This is a genomic window from Prevotella sp. OH937_COT-195, from assembly GCF_003932845.1.
Lineage (GTDB): Bacteria > Bacteroidota > Bacteroidia > Bacteroidales > Bacteroidaceae > Prevotella.
The window spans coordinates 1-22,303 of the sequence record NZ_RQZH01000006.1 but is presented as its reverse complement, the minus strand read 5'-3'; the positions used below and the strand labels follow the sequence as shown (position 1 = coordinate 22,303).

Sequence of the window (22,303 nt, the reverse complement as noted above, 5' to 3'; positions counted from 1 at the left end):
ATGCGTAACTTCGCGCCATTGAATTTATTAACCTAATAACCAAATTAAAAAAACAATGAAAAAGTACAATTTTAATGCTGGTCCTTCAATGCTCCCGCGTGAAGTGATTGAAAACACTGCCAAGCAATGCTTGGAATTCCAAGACACAGGTCTTTCGCTTATGGAAATAAGCCACCGTGCAAAATATTTCCAACCTGTTCTTGACGAGGCCGAAGCATTGATAAAAGAACTTCTTGAGGTACCGGAAGGATATACTGTTGTTTTCCTCGGTGGAGGCGCATCACTTGAGTTCTGCATGCTCCCATACAATTTCTTGATAAAGAAAGCTGCATACCTGAACACCGGTGTTTGGGCAAAGAAAGCAATGAAAGAGGCAAAATTGTTTGGAGAAGTAGTTGAAGTGGCTTCTTCTGCTGACAAGAACTACACATATATACCAAAAGATTGGAAATGCCCCACAGACGTTGACTATCTCCATGTTACAACAAACAATACCATTTATGGAACAGAGATGCGCAATGATTTGGACGTACCCGTACCAATGATAGCAGATATGTCTTCTGACATTTTCAGTCGTCCCATAGATGTGTCAAAGTATGACGTAATTTATGGTGGTGCACAGAAGAATCTTGCCATGGCCGGTGTTACTCTTGTTATCTTGAAGACAGACAAGTTGGGACGTGCTCCGCGTGAAATTCCTACTATGCTCGACTATCGCACACATGTAGAAAAGGGTTCCATGTTCAATACACCTCCTGTTGTACCTATATACAGTGCACTTGAGACTCTGCGTTGGCTTAAGGCTAACGGCGGTATGGTTGCAATGGACAAACTCGCAAAGCAGCGTGCAGAAATCGTTTACAACGAAATCGATCGCAACAAGTTATTCCGTGGTACCGTTGCAGAAGAAGATCGTTCACTCATGAACATTTGCTTCGTTATGAACGATGAGTATGCCGAACTCGAGAAGCCTTTCTTCGATTTCGCCACAGAGCGCGGCATGGTTGGCATCAAAGGACACCGTTCGGTAGGAGGATTCCGTGCAAGTTGCTACAATGCACAGACCATCGAAGGTGTTGAAGCTCTTGTTAAGTGCATGAAGGATTTTGAAGCAAAACATTAATATAAAACAAAAACAATGAAAGTTTTAGTTGCTACAGAAAAACCGTTCGCAGCAGCTGCCGTTAACGGAATAAGAAAAGAGGTAGAGGCAGCAGGCCACGAACTTGTATTGCTTGAAAAATATACAGAGAAAGCACAGTTGCTTGATGCCGTAAAGGATGCAGATGCAATGATTATCCGTTCGGACAAGGCTGATGCTGAAGTTATTGAGGCTGCAAAACAATTGAAGATTATTGTACGTGCAGGTGCCGGATACGATAATATTGACCTTGCTGCTGCAACTGTTCACAAAGTTGTAGCTGAAAATACTCCGGGACAGAACTCAAATGCTGTTGCAGAACTTGTATTCGGTCTCATGGTGTTTGCGGTACGCAATTTCTACAATGGAAAGAGCGGTTCTGAACTTATGGGAAAGAAACTCGGTATCCTCGCATACGGCAATGTTGGTCGTAACGTTGCACGCATTGCAAAAGGATTCGGCATGGAAGTATATGCCTATGACGCATTCTGCCCGAAAGATGTTATTGAGAAATCCGGTGTAAAAGCAGTAGATTCTCAAGAGGCATTGTTCGAGAGTTGCGATGTTGTTTCATTGCATATTCCTGCAACTGCTGAGACAAAGGAAAGTATCAACTATGCCCTTGTAAATAAAATGAAGAAAGGCGGTATCCTTGTAAATACTGCACGCAAGGAAGTTATCAATGAGCCAGAACTCATAAAATTGTTTGGCGAGCGTGAAGACCTTAAGTTTGTCACAGACATCAAGCCTGACAACGATGCTGAATTTTCAAAATTCGAAGGTCGTTACTTTACCACTCCTAAGAAAATGGGTGCACAGACCGCTGAAGCAAACATCAATGCCGGTATAGCTGCCGCAAAGCAAATAAATGCTTTCTTCAAAGACGGTGATACGAAATTCCAAGTAAACAAATAATTTATTTGCAACAAAGTCAAAAACCTCCTTCTTGTTCCCTCAAGGGGGAGGTTTTTATCTTTATTCAAGATTAATATAGAAAGAAATAACGTTTCTAATTTTTTAATAACAATCATGGCTATAATAAAACCATTTAAAGGTATTCGTCCACCGAAAGAATTTGTTGAGCAGGTGGAGAGTCGTCCATACGATGTTCTTAATTCAGAAGAAGCACGGGTAGAAGCAAATGGTAATGAGAAATCTCTTTATCATATTATCAAGCCGGAAATTGATTTCCCGGAAGGAACAAGCGAATATGATCCGCGCGTTTATGAAAAAGCAGCAGAAAACTTTAAAATGTTCCAAGAGAAAGGCTGGCTCGTTCAAGATGATAAAGAACAGTATTATATATATGCACAAACAATGGAAAACAAGACACAGTTTGGACTTGTTGTATGTGCACATTGTGACGATTACGCCAAAGGCGTTATAAAGAAGCACGAGCTTACCCGTCGTGATAAAGAAGAGGATCGAATGAAACATGTTCGTGTAAATGACGCAAACATAGAACCGGTATTCTTCGCATATCCTGACAACGATGTTCTAAACTCTTTGATTAATAAATATGCCGCTACTGCACCTGAGTATGATTTCATTGCTCCAATAGACGGTTTCCGTCATCAATTATGGGTAATTTCTGACGATAATGATATTAAGGTAGTGACAGAACAGTTTGCCAATATGCCGGCATTGTATATTGCCGACGGTCATCATCGTTCAGCCGCAGCAGCACTTGTAGGCGCAGAGAAACAAAAGCAAAATCCCAATCATAAGGGAACTGAAGAATACAATTATTTTATGGCAGTATGCTTCCAAGCGTCACAGCTTACGATCCTTGACTACAATCGTGTTGTTAAAGACTTAAACGGTTTGACTTCAGAGCAGTTCATAGATGCACTTAAGAAAAACTTTACGGTAGAACTGAAAGGAAATGACATTTACAAGCCCGCGAAACTTCACGAATTCTCTCTCTACCTTGACAACAATTGGTATGCACTTACTGCAAAAGAAGGCACATACGATAATTCGGATCCCATAGGAGTTCTTGATGTTGATATTTCGAGTCGTCTTATTCTTGATGAAATTCTCGAGATAAAGGATTTGCGTTCAAGTGACAGGATAGATTTCGTTGGTGGTCTGCGCGGATTAGGTGAACTGAAGCGTCGTGTTGACAGTGGCGAGATGCGTATGGCATTGGCACTTTACCCTGTAAGCATGAAACAGATTATGGATATTGCAGACAGTGGTAAAATCATGCCTCCAAAGGCAACATGGTTTGAACCTAAATTGCGTTCAGGTCTTGTAATACACAAACTTTCTTAACAAAAGGACTTTACAAAGTTTTGGAAGATAGTTTCAAGACCATAGGAAAAATGGGCGAGGGATACTACACCGAGAAACGGAGTAGATTTCTCGCCTTTGCTCATCATGTTGAAAGTATTGAAGAGGTTAAGGAATTTGTCTCACATTACAAAAAGAAATATTTTGATGCTCGCCATGTTTGTTATGCATATATGCTTGGAGCAGAAAGAACGGAATTTCGTGTAAACGATGATGGAGAACCGAGCAGTACTGCTGGGAAACCTATACTTGGACAAATAAACTGTAACGAAATTACGGACGTTCTTATAGTAGTTGTAAGATATTATGGCGGAGTAAATCTTGGTACCGGCGGATTAATCGTTGCTTATCGCGAAGCAGCAGCAGACGCCATAAGACATTCTGAAATATTATGCAAACTTATTGAAGAAAAGATTGATTTTACATTCCCATACATAATGATGAACAAGGTTATGAAAGTAGTTAAAGAAATGCAACCCCGAATATTATCTCAAAGTTATGACAACACATGTGTTATTTCTTTATCTATAAGGAAATCTCTTGCCGAACAACTAAAAGACAGACTTGCAAAACTTTCTTTTGAATAATAATAAAAATATTTTGAGTTGTCATTTAAAAGCATTACCTTTGCACCATTAAACAAGGAAGAAGGAAGGTTGGCAGAGTGATCGATCGCGCTGGACTCGAAATCCGGTATACCCTTATGGGTATCGGGGGTTTGAATCCCTCACCTTCCGCAGAAGTATAAAGGGAAGTCAGTAAAACGGCCTTCCCTTTGTTGTTGATTTTCAGTAAGTCTTGATTGTAAAACGATGATACACTTCACCGATCAGTATAAGCAATTAAACCCAAATCAGTCATTAGACCGCATTTGCTTAGATTTGCCATTGCCGTTACGCTTCCCGACTGCTTTAGCCCGCTTGCTGACATCTGCGCAGCCATTACATCTCGATGTAGCCCGATACGCCTTCGATGAAACGGCTGTACATCTGCTCAACAATCGAACAAAATCGGTTGAGGGTTCTAATGACAGATTTGGAGTAAAAAGACATAACTGTTTTTTATTTTTACTCGATTATATAAATGGGCATTGAAATCATTGATATGAGCAGATTTATTGTATAATTTATCTTATTTACATTAAAAAAGATATCGCAACAGATATATGGATGATCGCAATTTAGGCGAAATCATTTAGCAATACCGCCCAAATTGAAGTGTAAAACAGGCGAATTTGCTTGCCAATATGCCACAAAACGGAAATAGGAAACAAGGAATTTTGAACAAGTAATGACAATATTTTTATTAAAATATGACGGAATACGCACCGGGGGTTAATGATAGATTTTAGATATTGAAATCACAAAATCATTTTATAATATTCTCCATTAATATTAAATATCGTAGGTTCGTCTTTGAAAATAGCAAACATTGAAGAACCACTGCCACTCATACTTGAATAAATTGCTCCCCGATCATAGAAATCTTGCTTTATCTTTTCCAAAATTGGATATATTCCAAATACACTGTTTTCAAAGTCATTTAAGAGATTATTTCTCCATTCGTATATGTCACCAAGAACAGTTAAATCGCAACGTTTCTTCGGTTGCATTGGTATAATATTTGAAAAAGCTTCGCGTGTACTAACAGCAAACGGCGGTTTGATGATGACAATCCAATATCCGTTTAAAGAGAATGGTATAGGACTAAGTTTATCACCTATACCAGTTGCAAACGAAGGTTGTGGCTCTATGAAAAAAGGGCAGTCTGCACCAAGAGTAACAGCAATTTCTTTCATTTCCGAATAATTCATTCCAATAGAAAACATATCATTTAATGCCTTTATTGTATATGCACAATCACTTGATCCTCCGCCCAATCCTGCTTGAGAAGGTATATGTTTTTCAAGAGTAATTTTTACGTTTGGAATAGAATATTTTTGTCTTAATGCGTTATACGCCTTTATAACGAGATTGTCCTCCATCTTACCATAAAGAGGAGTACCTTTAAGTTCTAATGATGTTATTTTATCGGATTGTTCAATCTCTAATTTGTCATAAAGAGGAATCGGATAGAAAACCGTCTCAAGGTCGTGGTAGCCATCAGTACGCTTATTCACTACATTTAATCCCAAATTGATTTTTGCACAAGGATAAACTATCATATTTCAATTATATTGCATTAGAAATGCAAAGGTAGTCTAATAATATCGAATATACAAAATTAGATGAGTAATTTTGGGGCAATATTAAATAAATTGAGTACCTTTGCGAAAAACAAAAAGAGAGTATGCCGGAAAAGAAGAAGAAAAATACCAGTCCCATTGATTCCGTATATGGTCATTTGCAGCCACAGGCTTTAGATGCAGAACGTGTAGTACTTGGCGCACTTATGATAGATAAAGACGCTTTCAGTATGATTAGCGACACACTGCGTCCGGAAACATTATACGAACCTCGCAATCAGAAAATTTTCAGGGCAATACAGTCTCTCAGCATGGAAGAGAAACCGATTGATATTATTACCGTTACGGATCAACTTGCCAAAGACGGAGTTCTTGAAGAGGTGGGCGGCCCCGGATATATATTGGAATTGAGTTCAAAAGTAGTTTCTTCTGCCAATATAGTATATCATTCACACATACTTGCCCAAAAATATATTGCACGTCAGTTGATAAGTTTCGCAAGTGTAATAGAGACAAAGGCTTTTGACGAATCTCAAGATATTGACGAATTAATGCAAGAAGCAGAAGGTTCGCTTTTTGAGATTTCCCAAAAAAACTTGAAACAGGACTATACACAAATAGAACCTGTGGTGAAGCAAGCTCTTGAACAGTTAACAAAGGCGGCAGAAAACGAAGGAGGACTTACCGGCATTCCTACCGGTTATGACAAATTGGACGACATAACATCAGGATGGCAGCCCAGCGACCTCATAATCATTGCAGGTCGTCCGGCAATGGGAAAGACTTCGTTCGCACTTTCGCTTGCAAAGAACATCGTTATGGATTATCAAATACCGGCTGCATTCTTCTCTTTGGAAATGAGTAATGTTCAACTCGTGAACAGACTTTTATCTAATGTATGTGAAATATCCGGCAAGAAAATTCTTAATGGTCAAATCGATGATGAGGAATGGAAACGCATTGACAAGAATATAGGAAAAATGCAAGTGGCTCCGTTATATATTGATGATACCCCGGGAATGAGTATTTTTGAACTTAGAACAAAGGCAAGGCGTTTGGTAAGAGAAAAAAATGTCAAAATTTTGATGATTGACTATCTTCAACTTATGAATGCCAACGGAGCAAGGTTTGGAAGCCGACAAGAGGAGGTTTCCACCATAAGCCGAAGTCTTAAAGGGCTTGCAAAAGAATTGGATATTCCCATAATTGCATTGTCACAGTTAAATCGTTCTGTTGAAAACCGTGAAGGAAACGAAGGTAAACGTCCGCAACTTAGTGACTTGCGCGAATCCGGAGCAATAGAACAAGATGCCGATATGGTTATATTTGTACATCGTCCGGAATACTATCATATTAATCAAGATGATCACGGGCGTGATCTTAGAGGAAAGGCTCAAATAATAATTGCCAAACATCGTAAGGGAGAAACCAAAGATGTTCTTCTTAATTTCCGTGGAGAATTTACACGTTTTGAAAACCCCGGAGATTCACATTTGGATTATGAGGGCGAAGTATTTGGCTCCAAGATAAACAGCGGGGTAGGGGATTTGCCTATAATTAATGACTCCCCTTTCGGAACGATGCCTATTGATAATGTTGATAGTTTTTGAGATTTATTATATATTTACACTAAAAATATTACTATTTAAAGATAATACTCAATGAATAGATATTTCCTTTTTTTATGCTATGACGGATATCGATATCATGGCTGGCAGAAACAGCCAAATGGCATTACAGTGCAACAAGAAATTGAAAAAGCATTAAGTATAATATTGCATAATGAAATGGAAATAGTAGGAGCAGGAAGAACCGATGCCGGAGTACATGCAAGATTTATGGCTGCACATTTTGATACAGAAGAATGTATAGACGAATTGCAATTGCATTACAGACTCAATCGTTTTTTGCCGAGTGACATATCAATACATAGAATTGAGAAGGTTGATTGTAGTCTTCATGCAAGATTCAGTGCCACCTCACGAACATATCATTATTATTTGCATACTAAAAAAGACCCGTTTATTGACAAATATAGTTGGGAAACAAGTTTTCCTCTTGATTTCAAGAATATGAATATTGCCGCCCAAACCCTTGTTAGTACAAACGATTTTGCATCATTCTGTAAAAGTGGGAGTGACGTAAAAACAACTACTTGTGTTGTCAATGAGGCTTATTGGCATGAGATAGGGGATGGGAGATGTTTTTTTAGAATAACAGCCAACCGTTTCCTGCGTAACATGGTACGTTCAATAGTCGGCACCTTGATAGACGTAGGCAGGGGACGCATTACCATTGAGCAATTCAATCATATTGTTGAAAGTGGAGACAGAATGAATGCCGGTGAGAGTATGCCCGCCCATGCACTGTTTCTTGAAGACATTAAGTATTGACACCGTTGCTAAATTCTTTCAACAGACTTTATTCCCTTTATAGTTTTTATTTTCTTTATAAGTTTATCAAGTCTCTGAGTATCATAAATATTTACTACCACTACACCTCGGAAAAGTCCGTCATGGCTATCAATATTGATGCTTCTCGTCAATATTTTCTCTTCTTTTGAGATAATATTTGTAATGTTGCTCACTATCCCAATATCATCATTTCCGATTATCCTTAATGAGATGTTGTATTGTGAAACTCCCTTGCCGCCCCATTTTGCCTTTACTATGCGATATCCAAACCTACGTCTCAATTCTGATGCGTTAGGACAGTCGTTACGATGTATTTTTATACCTCCGTTTACGGTAACAAATCCAAAAACATCATCACCATATATTGGATTGCAGCAACGGGCAAGTTGATATTCAATTCCTTTTATGTTTTTATCTATTACAAGAACGTCATCGTTTTCATTTGTCAATGACACATTCGTTCCATCAAAGTTGAACTCCTCTGCACTTCGTGTTTGTTGTGTATAACGTAAAGTCTTGTCATGTTTTTTTAAATCATCATACTTTTCTATTATTTCCGATAAATCTATTGAACCGCTTACTATCTTATGATAAAAATCTGTAGTCTGTTTGAATCCCATTTTTTTAATAAGTTGATTCATTATGGATTCGTCTAAATCTATTTTACGGTTTTTAAGCCTGCGTTCAAGCATTTCTTTTGCCATCAGGCTTTCCTTTACTTGCGATTCTCGCAGTGCCATGCGTATTTTGCTTTTAGCATGTGATGTTTTTACATACGACAGCCAATCGCGCTTTGGTTTTTGCTTTGTTGATGTTATTATTTCAATTTGATCCCCGCTTTGCAGGACATGACGGAAATTCACTATCTTATTATTAATCTTCGCACCGGTACAGTTGTTGCCAACTGCTGTATGAATTGTATATGCGAAATCTAATACCGTTGAACCTTTAGGAAGTTTAAAGAGATCGCCTTTTGGAGAAAAAACATATATTTCATCTTCATAAAGGTTCATCTTGAATTCTTCCATAACCTCCAGATCGTCACTGTTCTCAATTGCAGAACGTATGCTTTTAAGCCATTCGTCAAGTCCGCCGTCTCCCTTAAGTCCTTTATATTTCCAATGTGCCGCAACTCCTTTTTCTGCCACATCATCCATACGCTCTGTTCTAATCTGCACCTCTACCCATTTACTTTCAGGTCCAAGAACCGTTATGTGCAAACTTTCATATCCGTTTGTTTTAGGCATTGAAAGCCAATCTCTTAGTCGTTTCGGATTGGGCTGATACATGTCTGTTATTATCGAGAATACCTGCCAGCATAGTTTCTTTTCCAAAGCATGGAACTTTTTCTCATTTTCTGTTTCATCTACTTTCAATATAATACGTATTGCGAATAAATCAAATATTCGGTCGAAATCACAATGCTGTTTTTTCATCTTCTGCCAAATACTATGAATACTCTTAGTACGACCTTTTATTTGAAAATCAAATCCGGCAGAAACAAGTTCCTGTCTTATCGGATATATAAATGAGTCTATATATTGGTCTCTGCTTTTTTTAGTTTCATTAAGTTTTTCTTTAATCATATAATAGGCATCGCGCTCGAGATATTTCAATGAAAGATCTTCAAGTTCGCTCTTTAATTGATAGAGACCTAACTTGTGAGCCAATGGTGCATAAAGGTAATTAGCTTCTTCCGAAACATTTTTTTTTGCATTGATATTGGCATTATCCCTAATACGTCTCATCAAGTTTACACGTTCAGAAATAATGATTAATACAACGCGCATGTCTTCAGCAAATGAAAGTAGAAGGTTTCTAAAGTTTTCACTTTCAATAATAGGATTCTTTTTATAAAGTTGCTTAATCCTTGCAAGACCGTATATTATTCTTGTAACATCCTCATTTATGATTCCTTCATTTTCAAAGTCTTCGAAACGATTCTGTTCTGTCGTGTTATAAAGCAATGTCGCCATGATTGAGTCTTTGCCCAACCCAATTTGTTCCGATGCAATTAACGCTGTTTGTAAACTTGTTAAAATTGGATTAAGACCAAAAGAATCCCGTTGAAGCAAGCCTTTATTGTTCGCGTCATATAGATGTTTTACAATAAATTTCTTCTCGCTATTATTCAATTTCGGACTCGTTGTTTTCAACAGTCTGCGTATAATCTCATACGCCTCATACTTTTCTTCTGATGTAAAACTTAATCTTTCATCCATGTTTTTTGATTTATTTATTGCAAAGTTATTGTTTTTCTGTTATAATCTTTCTTGTTTAAGAAAAAGTAACTATATTTGCGAATGAATTGGAAAATAATAAATATAAATAATACGATTATGCTGTCAAGTTCTGATTTAAAACAAATCGCCCAAAAAGGAATTACCGAAAAACAGATAGAAAAACAACTTGAAACTTTCAAAATCGGTTTCCCGTTTCTTAAAATAAAGAGGGCTGCCTCTATAGGAAACGGAATCTTTTCACTGACAAAAACACAACAAGAATATTATATAAACGAATGGAAAGAATATAAAACAACAGGTAGGAAAATTGTAAAATTTGTTCCTGCGAGCGGAGCAGCGACCCGTATGTTCAAAGATATATTCACCTTTATTGATGCTCCTTACAGCAAGCCGAAAACAGATTTTGAAAAATATTTCTTTGATAATATTAAGAAATTTGCATTCTTCAATGCACTTAATGAGACTTGTATTAATAATTATGGAAAAGATATATCCGAACTTGTTGCTGATGGGAATTACAAAGATGTAGTAAAATCAATGCTTAATAACAATGGACTGAATTATGGACGGTTACCAAAAGGACTTTTACTTTTTCACAACTATGAAGAAGGAGCACGAACTGCTATGGAAGAACATCTCGTAGAAGCGGCATTATATGCAGATAGTGGAGGAGTAGCCACAGTTCATTTTACTGTTAGCCATGAACATCTTAACTCTTTCGAACAAGAAGTTTTAAAAAAGCAAAAAATATACACAGACAAGTTTGGCATAGATTACAATATAAGTTTCTCTGAACAAAAACAATGTACTGATACAATAGCCGTTACACCGGATAATATTCCTTTTCGTAAAGATGACGGGGAAATACTATTCCGTCCCGGAGGACATGGAGCATTAATTGAAAATTTAAACGATATTGATGCTGATGTTGTATTTATAAAGAACATTGATAATGTTGTACCTGATCATTTGAAACAAGAAACAGTAAATTACAAACAAATTATTGCAGGATTTCTTATTTCATTGCAGAAAAAGATATTCAACTATATCAATATGATTGATAACTCTTGTTCACGTGAAAGACTTTTGGAGATACTCAAGTTTACCGAAGAAGACCTGTATTGTGTTAAAGATGGTGCCAAGGAACTTTGTGATTCAGAATTGTCTTGTTATTTGAGAAACAAATTAAATCGTCCAATTAGAGTTTGCGGAGTAGTAAAAAACGTCGGAGAGCCAGGTGGAGGACCATTTGTAACATATAATCAGGATGGAACGTTAAGTTTGCAAATCCTTGAAAGTAGTCAGATAGACAAAAATAATAAGGATTACATGAACATGTTTAATAATGGAACACACTTTAATCCTGTTGACATTGTATGTGCAATAAAAGATTTTAAAGGTAATCCATTCTGTCTGAATAAATATGTTGACAACGAGACAGGTTTTATAAGTACTAAAAGTAGTGGTGGAAAAGAACTTAAAGCTCTCGAATTACCAGGACTTTGGAATGGTGCAATGAGTGATTGGAATACTATCTTTGTTGAAGTACCATTAGAAACATTTAATCCAGTCAAAACAATTAATGATTTGTTAAGAACACAACATCAATAGAGCAAAGTTCAAGTTTATATAATTCATTTTATAAAAACGAAATATAGAGCATTGTTTTATTTATCATAATACCCAATCTGTCATGTTTTATTTAAATCCATTCGTTAAACTTTTTAATTAAGAGAAGATTAAGATTGTTTTTTCGTAACTTTGCGGTTCAAATTATAAAATTATGAGAAAAAACATTTTCATACTCTTTGCAGTTTTTTGTGTGAATACTAATATTATGGCTAAAACAAAGAATATAGAACTTAGGATTATACAGACGAGCGACGTACACGGATGCTTCTTTCCATACGATTTTATTAATCGCAAACCAATGAAAGGAACTTTGGCACGTGTAAGTACTTATGTAAACAAGTTAAGGAGTAAATATGGAGAAAACTTATTGCTTCTCGACAATGGCGATATTCTTCAAGGACAGCCAACATGCTATTATTGTAATTATGTTAATCCTAATATGGAAAATGTTGCAGCAAGTGTCGTAAACTATCTTAAGTATGATGCCGAGACAATAGGAAACCATGATATAGAAACAGGACACGATGTTTATGATAAATGGATAAGAGAAGTAAAATGTCCGATGCTCGGTGCAAACATAATTGATACAAATACGAATAAGCCATACATAAAACCATATACGATATTCGTAAGAGACGGACTTAGAATAGCAGTAATTGGAATGCTTACTCCTGCAATACCCAACTGGTTATGTGAAGAATTATGGCTTGGCCTACGTTTTGAAGATATTGTAAAGAGTGCCTCCTTTTGGGTTAATTATGTTAAAGAAAATGAGCATGCCGACCTCGTTATTGGACTATTTCATAGTGGAAGAGAGGGAGGTATTAAGACTGATGAATATGAAGAAGATCAGTCTATGAAAGTCGCAAAGGAAATTCCGGGATTTGATATTATTTTCTATGGGCATGACCATACAAATCATAAAGATATTATAAAAAATACTGCCGGAAATGATGTGCTTTGTCTCGATCCTTCATGCAATGCTTTTATGGTTAGTGATGCAAGAGTCTCTGTAAGAATTGAAGATGGAAAGATCATAAGTAAAAAAATTGATGGCGATGTGGTAGATATATCGAATGAAGACATAGACATGGATTTCGTTGCTGACTTCGAGTCTCAAATTGATAGTGTGAGAGATTATGTTGATAGAATTATTGGCAAATGCGAATCCACAATGTTTACCAGAGACTGTTATTTCGGCAGTGCACCATTTACTGATTTTATTCATAACATTCAACTCAAACTTACTGGGGCAGACATCTCATTCAATGCGCCACTTACATTCGACAACAAGATAGCCAAAGGTGATTTGCGAGTTGGCGATATGTTCAATCTATATAGATATGAGAACCAAATATTTGTACTTCGCATGACCGGTGAAGAAGTTCGGAAACATCTTGAGATGAGTTATGATTTATGGGTTTCCACAATGAAATCCCCCGATGATCACATTATGCTCCTTGACACATATTCAAAGAACGATAAGCAGCGTTTCGGTTTCAAGAACCTTGCATTCAATTTTGACAGTGCTGCCGGTATAATATATGAAGTTGATGTGACTAAGCCCAATGGGAATAAAGTACATATATTGAGTATGTCAAACAGCGAACCATTTGAAGAAGACAAATGGTATAATGTGGTGATGAATAGTTATCGCGGAAACGGTGGCGGTGAATTATTAACGTGTGGTGCATGTATACCGCATGACGAATTAAAAAAAAGACGTGTGTATGCAAGCGACAAAGATCAACGTTATTATCTCATTAAAGAGATTGAGAAAATGGGTGTTATATATCCTAAGGCGAATAACAACTGGCGTTTTGTTCCTGAAGCATGGATCGTTCCGGCTATAGAGAGGGACAAGAAATTAATTTTCGACAAATAAAAACTAAACTCTGATGAAAAAAAAGTACTGGTTCGTTTTCTGTAAGTCAGACATATTGCTTCATAAAACCATGGAAGGTAAATATGACATACCATACAGCGAACATCCGCCTACCGATATAAAACCATGGACGACTATTCATGACATATCGCCACTTGGTAAAATTAATGTAAAGACATACAATATAGATACTCCCGTAACTGATAACGACGAATTTGAAATGTGCGGACTGCGAGTTTCGTATTCTAAACTTACTTACGAACTTTACCTTAAGGCAGGAAAATGTGCGGAGATTATATATTGGGATATAAACACCAAATTCTGTGGTGTGTGCGGTGAGCCAATGAAGAAAGATACCGACATATCAAAGCGTTGCACAAATTGTGGAAAAGAAGCATGGCCACAGTTGGCCACAGCAGTTATAGTGCTTATACATAAAGAGAACGAAGTACTACTGGTTCATGCGAAAAATTTTAAAGATAACTACTACGGTTTGGTGGCAGGCTTTGTTGAGACTGGCGAGACACTTGAGGAAGCCGCAGTACGTGAAGTCAGAGAAGAAACAGGGTTGGAAATAACCAACTTGAAATATTTTGCCTCACAACCATGGCCCTACCCTTCCGGTCTTATGGTCGGATTTAATGCCGATTATGCCGGTGGAGACATTCATTTGCAACATTCAGAATTGTCCTCCGGAGGATGGTTCGGCAAAAACAATCTGCCACAGATCCCCGAAAAACTATCAATAGCAAGACAACTTATTGACAATTGGCTTCAAAACAATGATAAAGATAAGCAAGAACAAATATGCATAACTACATAGAAATAAGGAATGCGAGAGTCAATAACTTGAAGAATATCTCGCTAAATATTCCTCGTGACAAATTTATAGTCATTTCCGGTGTCAGTGGTTCCGGAAAATCATCGTTGGCATTTAATACTCTTTATGCCGAAGGTCAGAGAAGGTACGTGGAGAGTCTCTCATCGTATGCAAGACAGTTTCTCGGAAGAATGAGCAAACCCGAGTGTGACTATATAAAAGGGTTGCCACCGGCCATAGCCATTGAACAGAAAGTAATATCAAGGAATCCGCGTTCCACAGTTGGCACGTCAACGGAAATATACGAATACCTCAGATTGCTGTTTGCCCGTATCGGTAGAACTTACTCTCCTTTAAGCGGTAAGGAGGTTAGGAAACACACCATCGAAGACATAATAACATGTACTAAACAATATGGTAACGGCACACGTTTCGTAATACTTTCCCCGATAAACTTGCCTGAAGGCAGAAGTCTTGAAAAACAGTTGAAGATGTATCTTCAAGAAGGTTTTGTAAGACTTTGGGTAGATAATGATTTCGTAAGGATTGATGATTTCATGGAAAACAAGGAAAACCTTGATAAAGACACGAATGAGTTGATGCTTCTCATAGACCGTCTGTCTGTAGATACATCCGGCGATGTAATATCACGTATCATAGACTCTTCAGAAACGGCTTTTTATGAAGGTAACGGAGAATGTAGGTTAATGTTTCTTCCTTCAAACATTTCCTACGATTTCTCCAAACGTTTCGAGGCAGATGGAATGGTTTTCGAAGAACCTAACGATAACATGTTTTCATTTAATTCTTCTCTCGGAGCATGTCCGACATGTGAAGGATTTGGTAAGATAATGGGAATTGATGAGAAACTCGTAATACAAAATTCTTCACTCAGTGTATTTGATGGTTGTGTACAATGTTGGCATGGCGACAAAATGAAAATGTGGCAAGAGGAATTTTGCAGACGTGCCGCCAATGACAACTTTCCGATATTCGAACCATACTACAGCCTTTCCCGTAAACATAAGGATATGCTGTGGCACGGACTGCCGGGAGACAAAGAACGCGATGAACACGACCGAATATCAATTGACGCTTTTTTCAAAATGCTTGCTGAAAACAAGTACAAAATTCAAAATCGGATAATGATAAGCCGTTATAGTGGAAAAACCACATGTCCGACCTGTCATGGCACACGAATGAAAAAAGAGGTAAACTATGTAAAGATTAACGGAATGAGCATAACAGATCTCGTAGAAATGCCTATTATAAATCTTTATGAATGGTTTAAGAATATAGAACTGAATGAACAGGAAAAGAAAATCTCAAAACGACTGATTACAGAAATATGTAGCAGGCTCGAATTTATTGTTAATGTAGGACTTGGCTACCTTACGCTAAACCGTCAGTCAAATACTCTTTCGGGAGGAGAAAGTCAGAGAATAAATCTCACAACTTCTCTCGGAAGCAGTTTGGTTGGTTCACTATACATTCTTGACGAACCAAGCATTGGTCTGCATAGTCGTGATACATATAGACTGATAAAAGTACTGAAAGAACTGAAGACAATAGGCAACACAGTGATTGTGGTAGAACACGACGAAGAGATAATACGATCTGCAGACTATCTTGTTGACATAGGTTCTGATGCAGGAAGATTTGGAGGCGAAATCGTTTTTGAAGGTGATACTAATGACATCTGCAGATTGACGGACAAAGATTCTTACGAAAGCGAAAAAGAGGTAAGAAGTCATACGGTATGCTATCTCACAGGACAGAAAAAAATAACATTGCCGACAAGCAGGCGGCAGTGGAACATGAGTATACTGTTGAAAGGGGCACGTATGAACAATCTGAAAAGTATAGACGCACAATTCCCACTCAACGTAATGACCGTTGTTACCGGTGTAAGCGGCTCGGGAAAATCATCGCTCGTTAAAGGAATACTCTACCCTGCCCTGAAACGCCGTATTAACGAGGTTGCCGAACTGCCCGGAGAATACGTGTCTCTTGAAGGTGATTGGGAAGAGATAAAGCATGTTGAAATGATTGACCAAAACCCTATCGGAAAAAGTACACGATCGAATGCTGCAACATATGTTAAAGCGTATGATGCCATAAGACAATTATTTGCAGACCTGCCTTTGTCGAAACAGATGGGATTTACACCACAGTATTTCTCATTTAACACCGAAGGAGGAAGATGCGAGGAGTGTAAAGGTGCCGGAATAATTACCGTTGAGATGCAATTCATGGCGGATATTTCATTGCAATGTGACTCTTGTAATGGGAAACGTTTCAAGAAAGACATACTTGATGTGCATTTCAATGGAAAGAATATTAACGATATTCTTGAAATGACAGTATCAGAGGCCATAGAATTCTTTAATAAATACAATCAAAAAACAATAGTTAACCGACTGATACCGCTTGAAGCGGTAGGATTGGGTTATATTAAACTGGGACAAAATTCATCAACACTTTCCGGTGGTGAAAATCAAAGAGTGAAACTCGCATTATACATCGGGCAAGAAAGACAAGAACCTACACTGTTCGTTTTCGATGAACCAACAACAGGTCTTCATTTCAACGATATAAAGAAACTCCTATCTGCATTCGATGCACTTATAGAGAGAGGACATACGATAATTGTCATAGAGCATAATATGGATGTGATAAAATGTGCCGACCACATCATTGATTTAGGACCGGAAGGAGGTGCAGACGGCGGTTTCATTGTGTGCTGTGGAACACCGGAGGAAATCTCGTTATGCAAGAAAAGTATTACAGGGGAATACCTTAAAGCAAAACTTTAAATAAATGTAAGGGGGAATAATAGAGCGGCAAACGGGACTCGAACCCGCGACCCTCGGCTTGGGAAGCCGATGCTCTACCAACTGAGCTATTGCCGCATTTGCAATAATCGCTATGTTTGAATCAATAAGAACTTTGGAGCCGATACCGGGACTCGAACCCGGGACCTACGCATTACGAATGCGTTGCTCTACCAACTGAGCCATATCGGCAGGCATTCCATAATTCTTCAATATGTTAAAGAAACATTTTTTAATTTTAATGCGCTGCAAAGGTAGTTATTTTCTATTACTTTCAACAAATATATGTCTGTTAATTTCTATTATTTAACCTTTTTAACAAATCATCTATATAAATAAAAATAACATCAAATCATTAATAAAGTTAAAACCAACATTGTTATAAAATATTTTTAGTGTATCTTTGCATGGTAAAAAAATAGTATGGACTGGCAAATTATTATTGTATTTAGTATTTTATCTATAGTTGTGTCCAGTGCCTTGTACATGATATGGAAGAGGTTAAGTGGAACCGGAAATCCTTGTAATGGTTGTGATGGTTGCAATCTTAAAGGGGGAAGTCATCATCATAGTAAAAAGGTAAAAAGAAAGGGAAAATGTCATTTGTCGGAAAGAAAAGACATCAAATATTTGCGGGAATAAAAATAAAAGACTAACTTTGCACTCGGTTATGAAAAATGGTACCTTGGCCGATCGGTTAGGTAACGGTCTGCAAAACCGTGTAGAGCAGTTCGACTCTGCTAGGTACCTCTACAATTACAATAAAGCCTCTCCATTAGTGTTTAACGGGGGAGGCTTTTTCAAATAAAAATTGCTTCCAAATATTAACCCTTTTATTGCTTTCATTATATGATTTTCTATTTCTCGGCAACAGGAAACACTCTTTGGGCAGCAAAGTATTTGGCCGATGTCATGGGAGATACACTTGTTGACATGTCAAGTGTAAATGCTTTTTCGGAATATGAACTTGGAAATAATGAAAGAATTGGATTCTGTTTTCCCGTACATGGATGGCGTCCACCGGTTTTAGTAAGAAATTTCATTAAAAGAATTAGAATAAGAAATTATAATGCTAACTATTGTTGGGCATTATGTACTGCAGGTGATGACATTGGGCTTTCTATGGAATTTCTTGTCAAAGATTTAAATCGGATAGGAATAAGTATCGACAGCATGTTTTCACTAATAATGCCGGAGAGTTATGTCGGTCTGCCGTTCATGGACGTTGACACGCCACAAAAAGAACTCACAAAGAAAGAAACAGCACAAAATTTGCTCGTAAACTATGCCGAAATAATCAAGAGGCGGGAACGTGGAGTTACTAATACATATAAAGGTCGTTGGCCGTGGATAAATAGTTACTTACTCGGTACGGTGTTCGTAAAATGGCTCATAACGGACAAACCATTTCGGGTAGAAGAAGAAAAATGTATAAGATGCGGTACTTGTGCTAACGTATGTCCCGTAGGAGACATAAATGGAGGTCGTGGATTAATACCAGAATGGAAACACAATGACACATGCCTTACATGTTTCAACTGCTACCATCACTGCCCAACTCATGCCATAGAATATGGAAGAAGAACCAAGCATAAAGGACAATATTATTTCAAATAGAATATATAAATAACGAACTATAAATATAAAAGAGAAAAAGAGATGAACAGACTTGTATTTTTTATCGTGTCTATGTTATTTGTAATATCTGTACAAGGGGCTAAAGTACACCCTGTACCTGCTGTTATAACTCAAAGCGATGGCACGAAAATTACTGTTTATGCATTCGGAGACGAACATTATGTTTGGTACACAACATCCGACGGAGTATTGCTTTGGCACGAAGGGTTTGATTATTATATTGCGAAAGTAGATAATGAGGGGAACCTGTTGCCTACAAAACAGTTGGCGCACGAGAGTGCGTCAAGGACATCGGTTGAAAAAGAATTGATAAGAAAACAAAACCGTAAGTTGTTTTATGCAAAAGCCAACAAAGAAATATCAAAGCATTCAGCACGGCGAGAACCGATAGCAGACAATACTACCCTGTTTCCACATACGGGAAATCCGAAAGCAATAGTGATTCTCGCAGAATTTACAGATAGCACGTTCAAAGATTCTGATCCGAAAAGTGTGTTCAATCAGTATCTTAATGCAGACGAAATAGATAATACCGTAGGAAACGGGACGGTAGGAAAAAATTATGGCAGCGTGAAGAAATATTTCGAGGATATGAGTTACGGCAAATTTAAACCACAGTTCGACATATACGGACCGGTAAAATTGTCACATGAACTAAAATACTATGGAGAAGGAAACAGAGATCACATGGAAAGGCTTCTGCCGGAAGTGTGCCGGCTGGCTCAAAAAGAGATCGATTTCTCACAATATGACCAAAACAACGATGGATACATAGATTTGGTATATGTCATTTGTGCAGGGTATTCACAATCATGGTCGCAGAACTCGACAGACTGCATTTGGCCTAAATCGGGAGCATTCCATTTTGGAACATATAATGGAAAAAAGGCATACCGATATGGTGTTCACACTGAATTAAACGGGTATCCCGGAGCTTTCTTAAAGCAGGGACTTGAATATGCCATCAACGGTATTGGACTTTTCTGTCACGAGTTCTCGCACTGCATGGGATTGCCCGACTTTTATCCTGTAAGTGCAGAGGCACAATCTGCATGCAATCCGGGAATGGAGTTATGGGATCTTATGGATGGTGGAGAATACTTAAAAAACGGATACTCTCCAACAGAGTATAGCGCATGGGAACGAGAAGCCATGGGATGGTTCTCGATAAATGACCTTTCAACGGCAGACAAAGGAAGTGTCGCATTGGGGAACATAAACAACGGTGGCAAAGCATACAGGATAAAAAATGATAAAGACATTTCCGGAAAAGAATATGTTATATTGCAGTATATCGAAAAAAAAGGTTGGAACAAACCACTTTATGGTCACGGAATGCTTGTCACGCATGTAGATTATGATGAGACGGCATTCTCATTGTCGTCAAATTCGGTTAACAATATTGTCGGACATTCAAGATACACAATAATACCTGCAGACGGGGAGTATATCAGTTCTTATGATAACACCAAGACAAGGGAGGAGTATAAGAATAGTATGAAAGGTGACCCCTACCCTTCTTTAGGTGTTACCAATCTTTGCTCCATACCATGGTACACCGGCAACGACAATAGTAAGCCTATACTGAACATAAAGGAAAACATGTCTGCAACTGTTGATAAACTGACATTTGATTATATTGTGCCTAACGACACTATAATAAAGAAAGAGGGATTTAAGGTTGACAGTATTTTCATAAATGGTTTACCCGAGGGAAACATAACCATGACCAATGCCTCAATCACATCATATTCTAATGGCGATAAAGTAATAGAGGCAAACAATTTCAATGATGCCGAAATATTGTTTGGAAAAAACTTTGATGTCTTAGAAAAAGATTCTCTGCATATAGATATTTTTGCATACGAGAACATGCAGTTAAATATAAGTTTTGTTGGTAAAAAGACCATTGAACGTGCAGGGGCAGAAAGAATCGCACGTGAAAATTCCACTCAGACTTTCAACTTGAAGGAAAAAACATGGACAAGGCTTGACTTTTCGGTAGAAGAACTTATGGGTATAGAAAGCATTGGCGGTCTAAGACTTTATGGCGGAAACGGAAGAACCATATACATCAACAATATATATTTCTTCAGCAAGGAAGTAAATTCAATTGGCGATATACGTAACAATGTCAATAATATTGACACAATATATACGATAGAAGGCATACGCATTGATGTACCAAAAGAAAGTCTCGGAAGAGGACTTTATATCATAAATGGTAAGAAATATGTAGTCAAGTAATTATATCAAATTTCATTAAGAGACCTCTGCAAAATCAATTGATTTTGCAGAGGTCTCAACTCTTTACATTATTTTACACCAAACAGGTGTCTCATTTGTACTTAATCACGCTGCAATATCGCCTAAATTACAATGCAATTTCGGCGGTTTTACCGACCAATTTCGGCAAAAATGCCGAATCGATTCTATTGAATAACAAACATGTTTATTATCAACTTGTGACAGAACGTATGTCAATAGAAAAATGTAACATAGTCGTTCCTTAAAAAGGGTTTATTTTACTGATTTATAATCAATTATCCTCTTATTTATTTGTATATTTCTGCAAGTTTTTGTACCTTTACAGTATAAAACTTGCAGAATTTTATGTTAAAAAGAACCTCCAACCAACTATCCTTATTCTCTTCCTTAGAGGGTATGCTCGATCACAATCATCCTCTTTACAAACTTGCCAATAAAATCAATTGGCGCAGATTTGAAGATGCCTTTTCTCCTTTATATTGTAGAACCAATGGCCGCCCTGCTCATCCTGTTCGCTTGATGTGCGGTCTTTTAATTCTGAAACACTTGCGTAATGTTTCCGATGAAAGCGTCGTTTTACAGTGGAGCGAAAATGCCTATTATCAGTATTTCTGCGGTCAATTGGAATTTCTTCCCAAAGAACCTTGCGAAACTTCCGATTTGGTTCATTTTCGAAATCGCATAGGTGAGCAAGGAATGGAAATAATCCTTGCGGAGAGCATCCGTGTCAACACCGAGAACGATGATGAGGATCATTTTGGCACGGCTTTCATAGATTCGACTGTACAGGAGAAGAACATCACTTATCCCACGGATTCCAAGTCGCATAAAAAGATAATCAGGCGGGTTCTCCCTCGACCGGCGTTTTCGCAATCACCCCGAGAATCACAGGAAGGCACTCAAGGCAGACCGAAGTTTGCGCACTATAGCCGGTCGTTTGGTCAGGGA

At 37.7% G+C, this 22,303-nt stretch carries 15 protein-coding genes, 4 tRNA genes and 1 pseudogene; 16 read left to right on the top strand and 4 right to left on the bottom strand.

All coding sequences use genetic code 11. The annotated features are described in order from the left end of the window. The first annotated feature begins 55 nt into the window (after nt 1-55). From serC to EII32_RS12355, 6 genes are all read left to right on the top strand, one after another. Complete coding sequence (serC, locus tag EII32_RS03855) at nt 56-1,123, top strand: 3-phosphoserine/phosphohydroxythreonine transaminase (protein WP_125234134.1); 1,068 nt, start codon at nt 56-58, stop codon at nt 1,121-1,123. Between the two features lie 15 nt (nt 1,124-1,138). Continuing rightward, the gene (locus tag EII32_RS03850; RefSeq protein ID WP_125234133.1) at nt 1,139-2,056 is read left to right on the top strand and encodes an NAD(P)-dependent oxidoreductase; all 918 of its coding nucleotides are present in this window, start codon (nt 1,139-1,141) and stop codon (nt 2,054-2,056) included. A 114-nt stretch (nt 2,057-2,170) separates the two neighbouring features. Continuing rightward, nucleotides 2,171-3,418, top strand: coding sequence for a DUF1015 domain-containing protein (locus tag EII32_RS03845; protein ID WP_125234132.1), 1,248 nt, complete (start codon nt 2,171-2,173; stop codon nt 3,416-3,418). Nucleotides 3,419-3,438: 20 nt separating this feature from the next. After that, the gene (locus EII32_RS03840) at nt 3,439-4,023 is read left to right on the top strand and encodes an IMPACT family protein (protein ID WP_199741389.1); all 585 of its coding nucleotides are present in this window, start codon (nt 3,439-3,441) and stop codon (nt 4,021-4,023) included. A 63-nt stretch (nt 4,024-4,086) separates the two neighbouring features. Continuing rightward, a tRNA-Ser gene (locus tag EII32_RS03835) sits at nt 4,087-4,173 on the top strand. A 144-nt stretch (nt 4,174-4,317) separates the two neighbouring features. Further along, entirely contained in the window at nt 4,318-4,530 is a 213-nt protein-coding gene (locus EII32_RS12355; protein ID WP_199741388.1) for a hypothetical protein, read from the top strand. Between the two features lie 266 nt (nt 4,531-4,796). Here the strand turns inward: EII32_RS12355 and ispE are convergent, their stop codons facing one another. Further along, nucleotides 4,797-5,600, bottom strand: coding sequence for a 4-(cytidine 5'-diphospho)-2-C-methyl-D-erythritol kinase (ispE, locus tag EII32_RS03825; protein WP_125234130.1), 804 nt, complete (start codon nt 5,598-5,600; stop codon nt 4,797-4,799). 125 nt (nt 5,601-5,725) lie between these two features. On the opposite strand from ispE, the gene dnaB reads away from it, so the two are divergent. Further along, the gene (gene dnaB / locus EII32_RS03820) at nt 5,726-7,231 is read left to right on the top strand and encodes a replicative DNA helicase (RefSeq protein WP_125234129.1); all 1,506 of its coding nucleotides are present in this window, start codon (nt 5,726-5,728) and stop codon (nt 7,229-7,231) included. 51 nt (nt 7,232-7,282) lie between these two features. Continuing rightward, the gene (truA, locus tag EII32_RS03815; protein ID WP_125234128.1) at nt 7,283-8,014 is read left to right on the top strand and encodes a tRNA pseudouridine(38-40) synthase TruA; all 732 of its coding nucleotides are present in this window, start codon (nt 7,283-7,285) and stop codon (nt 8,012-8,014) included. Between the two features lie 8 nt (nt 8,015-8,022). On the opposite strand, the gene EII32_RS03810 is transcribed toward truA, so the two are convergent. Then, nucleotides 8,023-10,257, bottom strand: coding sequence for a RelA/SpoT family protein (locus EII32_RS03810; protein ID WP_125234127.1), 2,235 nt, complete (start codon nt 10,255-10,257; stop codon nt 8,023-8,025). Between the two features lie 117 nt (nt 10,258-10,374). Here EII32_RS03810 and EII32_RS03805 point away from each other — a divergent pair, with 117 nt between their 5' ends. From EII32_RS03805 to uvrA, 4 genes are all read left to right on the top strand, one after another. Then, nucleotides 10,375-11,889, top strand: coding sequence for a DUF4301 family protein (locus tag EII32_RS03805; RefSeq protein WP_125234196.1), 1,515 nt, complete (start codon nt 10,375-10,377; stop codon nt 11,887-11,889). Nucleotides 11,890-12,061: 172 nt separating this feature from the next. Next, nucleotides 12,062-13,795, top strand: coding sequence for a bifunctional metallophosphatase/5'-nucleotidase (locus EII32_RS03800; protein WP_125234126.1), 1,734 nt, complete (start codon nt 12,062-12,064; stop codon nt 13,793-13,795). A 13-nt stretch (nt 13,796-13,808) separates the two neighbouring features. Then, nucleotides 13,809-14,618 (top strand): NAD(+) diphosphatase, encoded by an 810-nt coding sequence (gene nudC / locus EII32_RS03795; RefSeq protein ID WP_125234125.1) that lies wholly within the window; start codon nt 13,809-13,811, stop codon nt 14,616-14,618. Further along, nucleotides 14,603-17,431: an excinuclease ABC subunit UvrA gene (gene uvrA / locus EII32_RS03790; RefSeq protein ID WP_125234124.1), complete on the top strand. Its 2,829-nt coding sequence runs from the start codon at nt 14,603-14,605 to the stop codon at nt 17,429-17,431. Before nudC ends, uvrA begins: the two co-directional genes overlap by 16 nt. 23 nt (nt 17,432-17,454) lie before the next feature. Here uvrA and EII32_RS03785 read toward each other — a convergent pair. Beyond that, nucleotides 17,455-17,527: transfer RNA gene (locus EII32_RS03785), tRNA-Gly, on the bottom strand. A gap of 38 nt (nt 17,528-17,565) precedes the next feature. After that, a tRNA-Thr gene (locus tag EII32_RS03780) sits at nt 17,566-17,641 on the bottom strand. 487 nt (nt 17,642-18,128) lie between these two features. Between EII32_RS03780 and EII32_RS12070 the strand changes: the two genes are divergently transcribed. The 4 genes and pseudogenes from EII32_RS12070 to EII32_RS03765 form a co-directional block, all read left to right on the top strand. Further along, nucleotides 18,129-18,199: transfer RNA gene (locus tag EII32_RS12070), tRNA-Cys, on the top strand. Between the two features lie 99 nt (nt 18,200-18,298). Further along, nucleotides 18,299-19,066, top strand: a complete 768-nt coding sequence (locus tag EII32_RS03775) for an EFR1 family ferrodoxin (RefSeq protein WP_125234123.1) — start codon at nt 18,299-18,301, stop codon at nt 19,064-19,066. A 42-nt stretch (nt 19,067-19,108) separates the two neighbouring features. Next, entirely contained in the window at nt 19,109-21,334 is a 2,226-nt protein-coding gene (locus EII32_RS03770) for a M6 family metalloprotease domain-containing protein (RefSeq protein ID WP_125234122.1), read from the top strand. A gap of 366 nt (nt 21,335-21,700) precedes the next feature. After that, nucleotides 21,701-22,303 (top strand): annotated as a pseudogene (locus EII32_RS03765) (transposase); the annotation flags it as partial.

What these genes read in the sequence shown, in the direction of transcription:
- serC (WP_125234134.1), top strand. Translation starts at nt 56, where the DNA reads ATGAAAAAGTACAATTTTAATGCTGGTCCTTCAATGCTCCCGCGTGAA.
- EII32_RS03850 (WP_125234133.1), top strand. Translation starts at nt 1,139, where the DNA reads ATGAAAGTTTTAGTTGCTACAGAAAAACCGTTCGCAGCAGCTGCCGTT.
- EII32_RS03845 (WP_125234132.1), top strand. Translation starts at nt 2,171, where the DNA reads ATGGCTATAATAAAACCATTTAAAGGTATTCGTCCACCGAAAGAATTT.
- ispE (WP_125234130.1), bottom strand. Translation starts at nt 5,600, where the DNA reads ATGATAGTTTATCCTTGTGCAAAAATCAATTTGGGATTAAATGTAGTG.
- dnaB (WP_125234129.1), top strand. Translation starts at nt 5,726, where the DNA reads ATGCCGGAAAAGAAGAAGAAAAATACCAGTCCCATTGATTCCGTATAT.
- truA (WP_125234128.1), top strand. Translation starts at nt 7,283, where the DNA reads ATGAATAGATATTTCCTTTTTTTATGCTATGACGGATATCGATATCAT.
- EII32_RS03810 (WP_125234127.1), bottom strand. Translation starts at nt 10,257, where the DNA reads ATGGATGAAAGATTAAGTTTTACATCAGAAGAAAAGTATGAGGCGTAT.
- EII32_RS03805 (WP_125234196.1), top strand. Translation starts at nt 10,375, where the DNA reads ATGCTGTCAAGTTCTGATTTAAAACAAATCGCCCAAAAAGGAATTACC.
- EII32_RS03800 (WP_125234126.1), top strand. Translation starts at nt 12,062, where the DNA reads ATGAGAAAAAACATTTTCATACTCTTTGCAGTTTTTTGTGTGAATACT.
- nudC (WP_125234125.1), top strand. Translation starts at nt 13,809, where the DNA reads ATGAAAAAAAAGTACTGGTTCGTTTTCTGTAAGTCAGACATATTGCTT.
- uvrA (WP_125234124.1), top strand. Translation starts at nt 14,603, where the DNA reads ATGCATAACTACATAGAAATAAGGAATGCGAGAGTCAATAACTTGAAG.
- EII32_RS03775 (WP_125234123.1), top strand. Translation starts at nt 18,299, where the DNA reads ATGATTTTCTATTTCTCGGCAACAGGAAACACTCTTTGGGCAGCAAAG.
- EII32_RS03770 (WP_125234122.1), top strand. Translation starts at nt 19,109, where the DNA reads ATGAACAGACTTGTATTTTTTATCGTGTCTATGTTATTTGTAATATCT.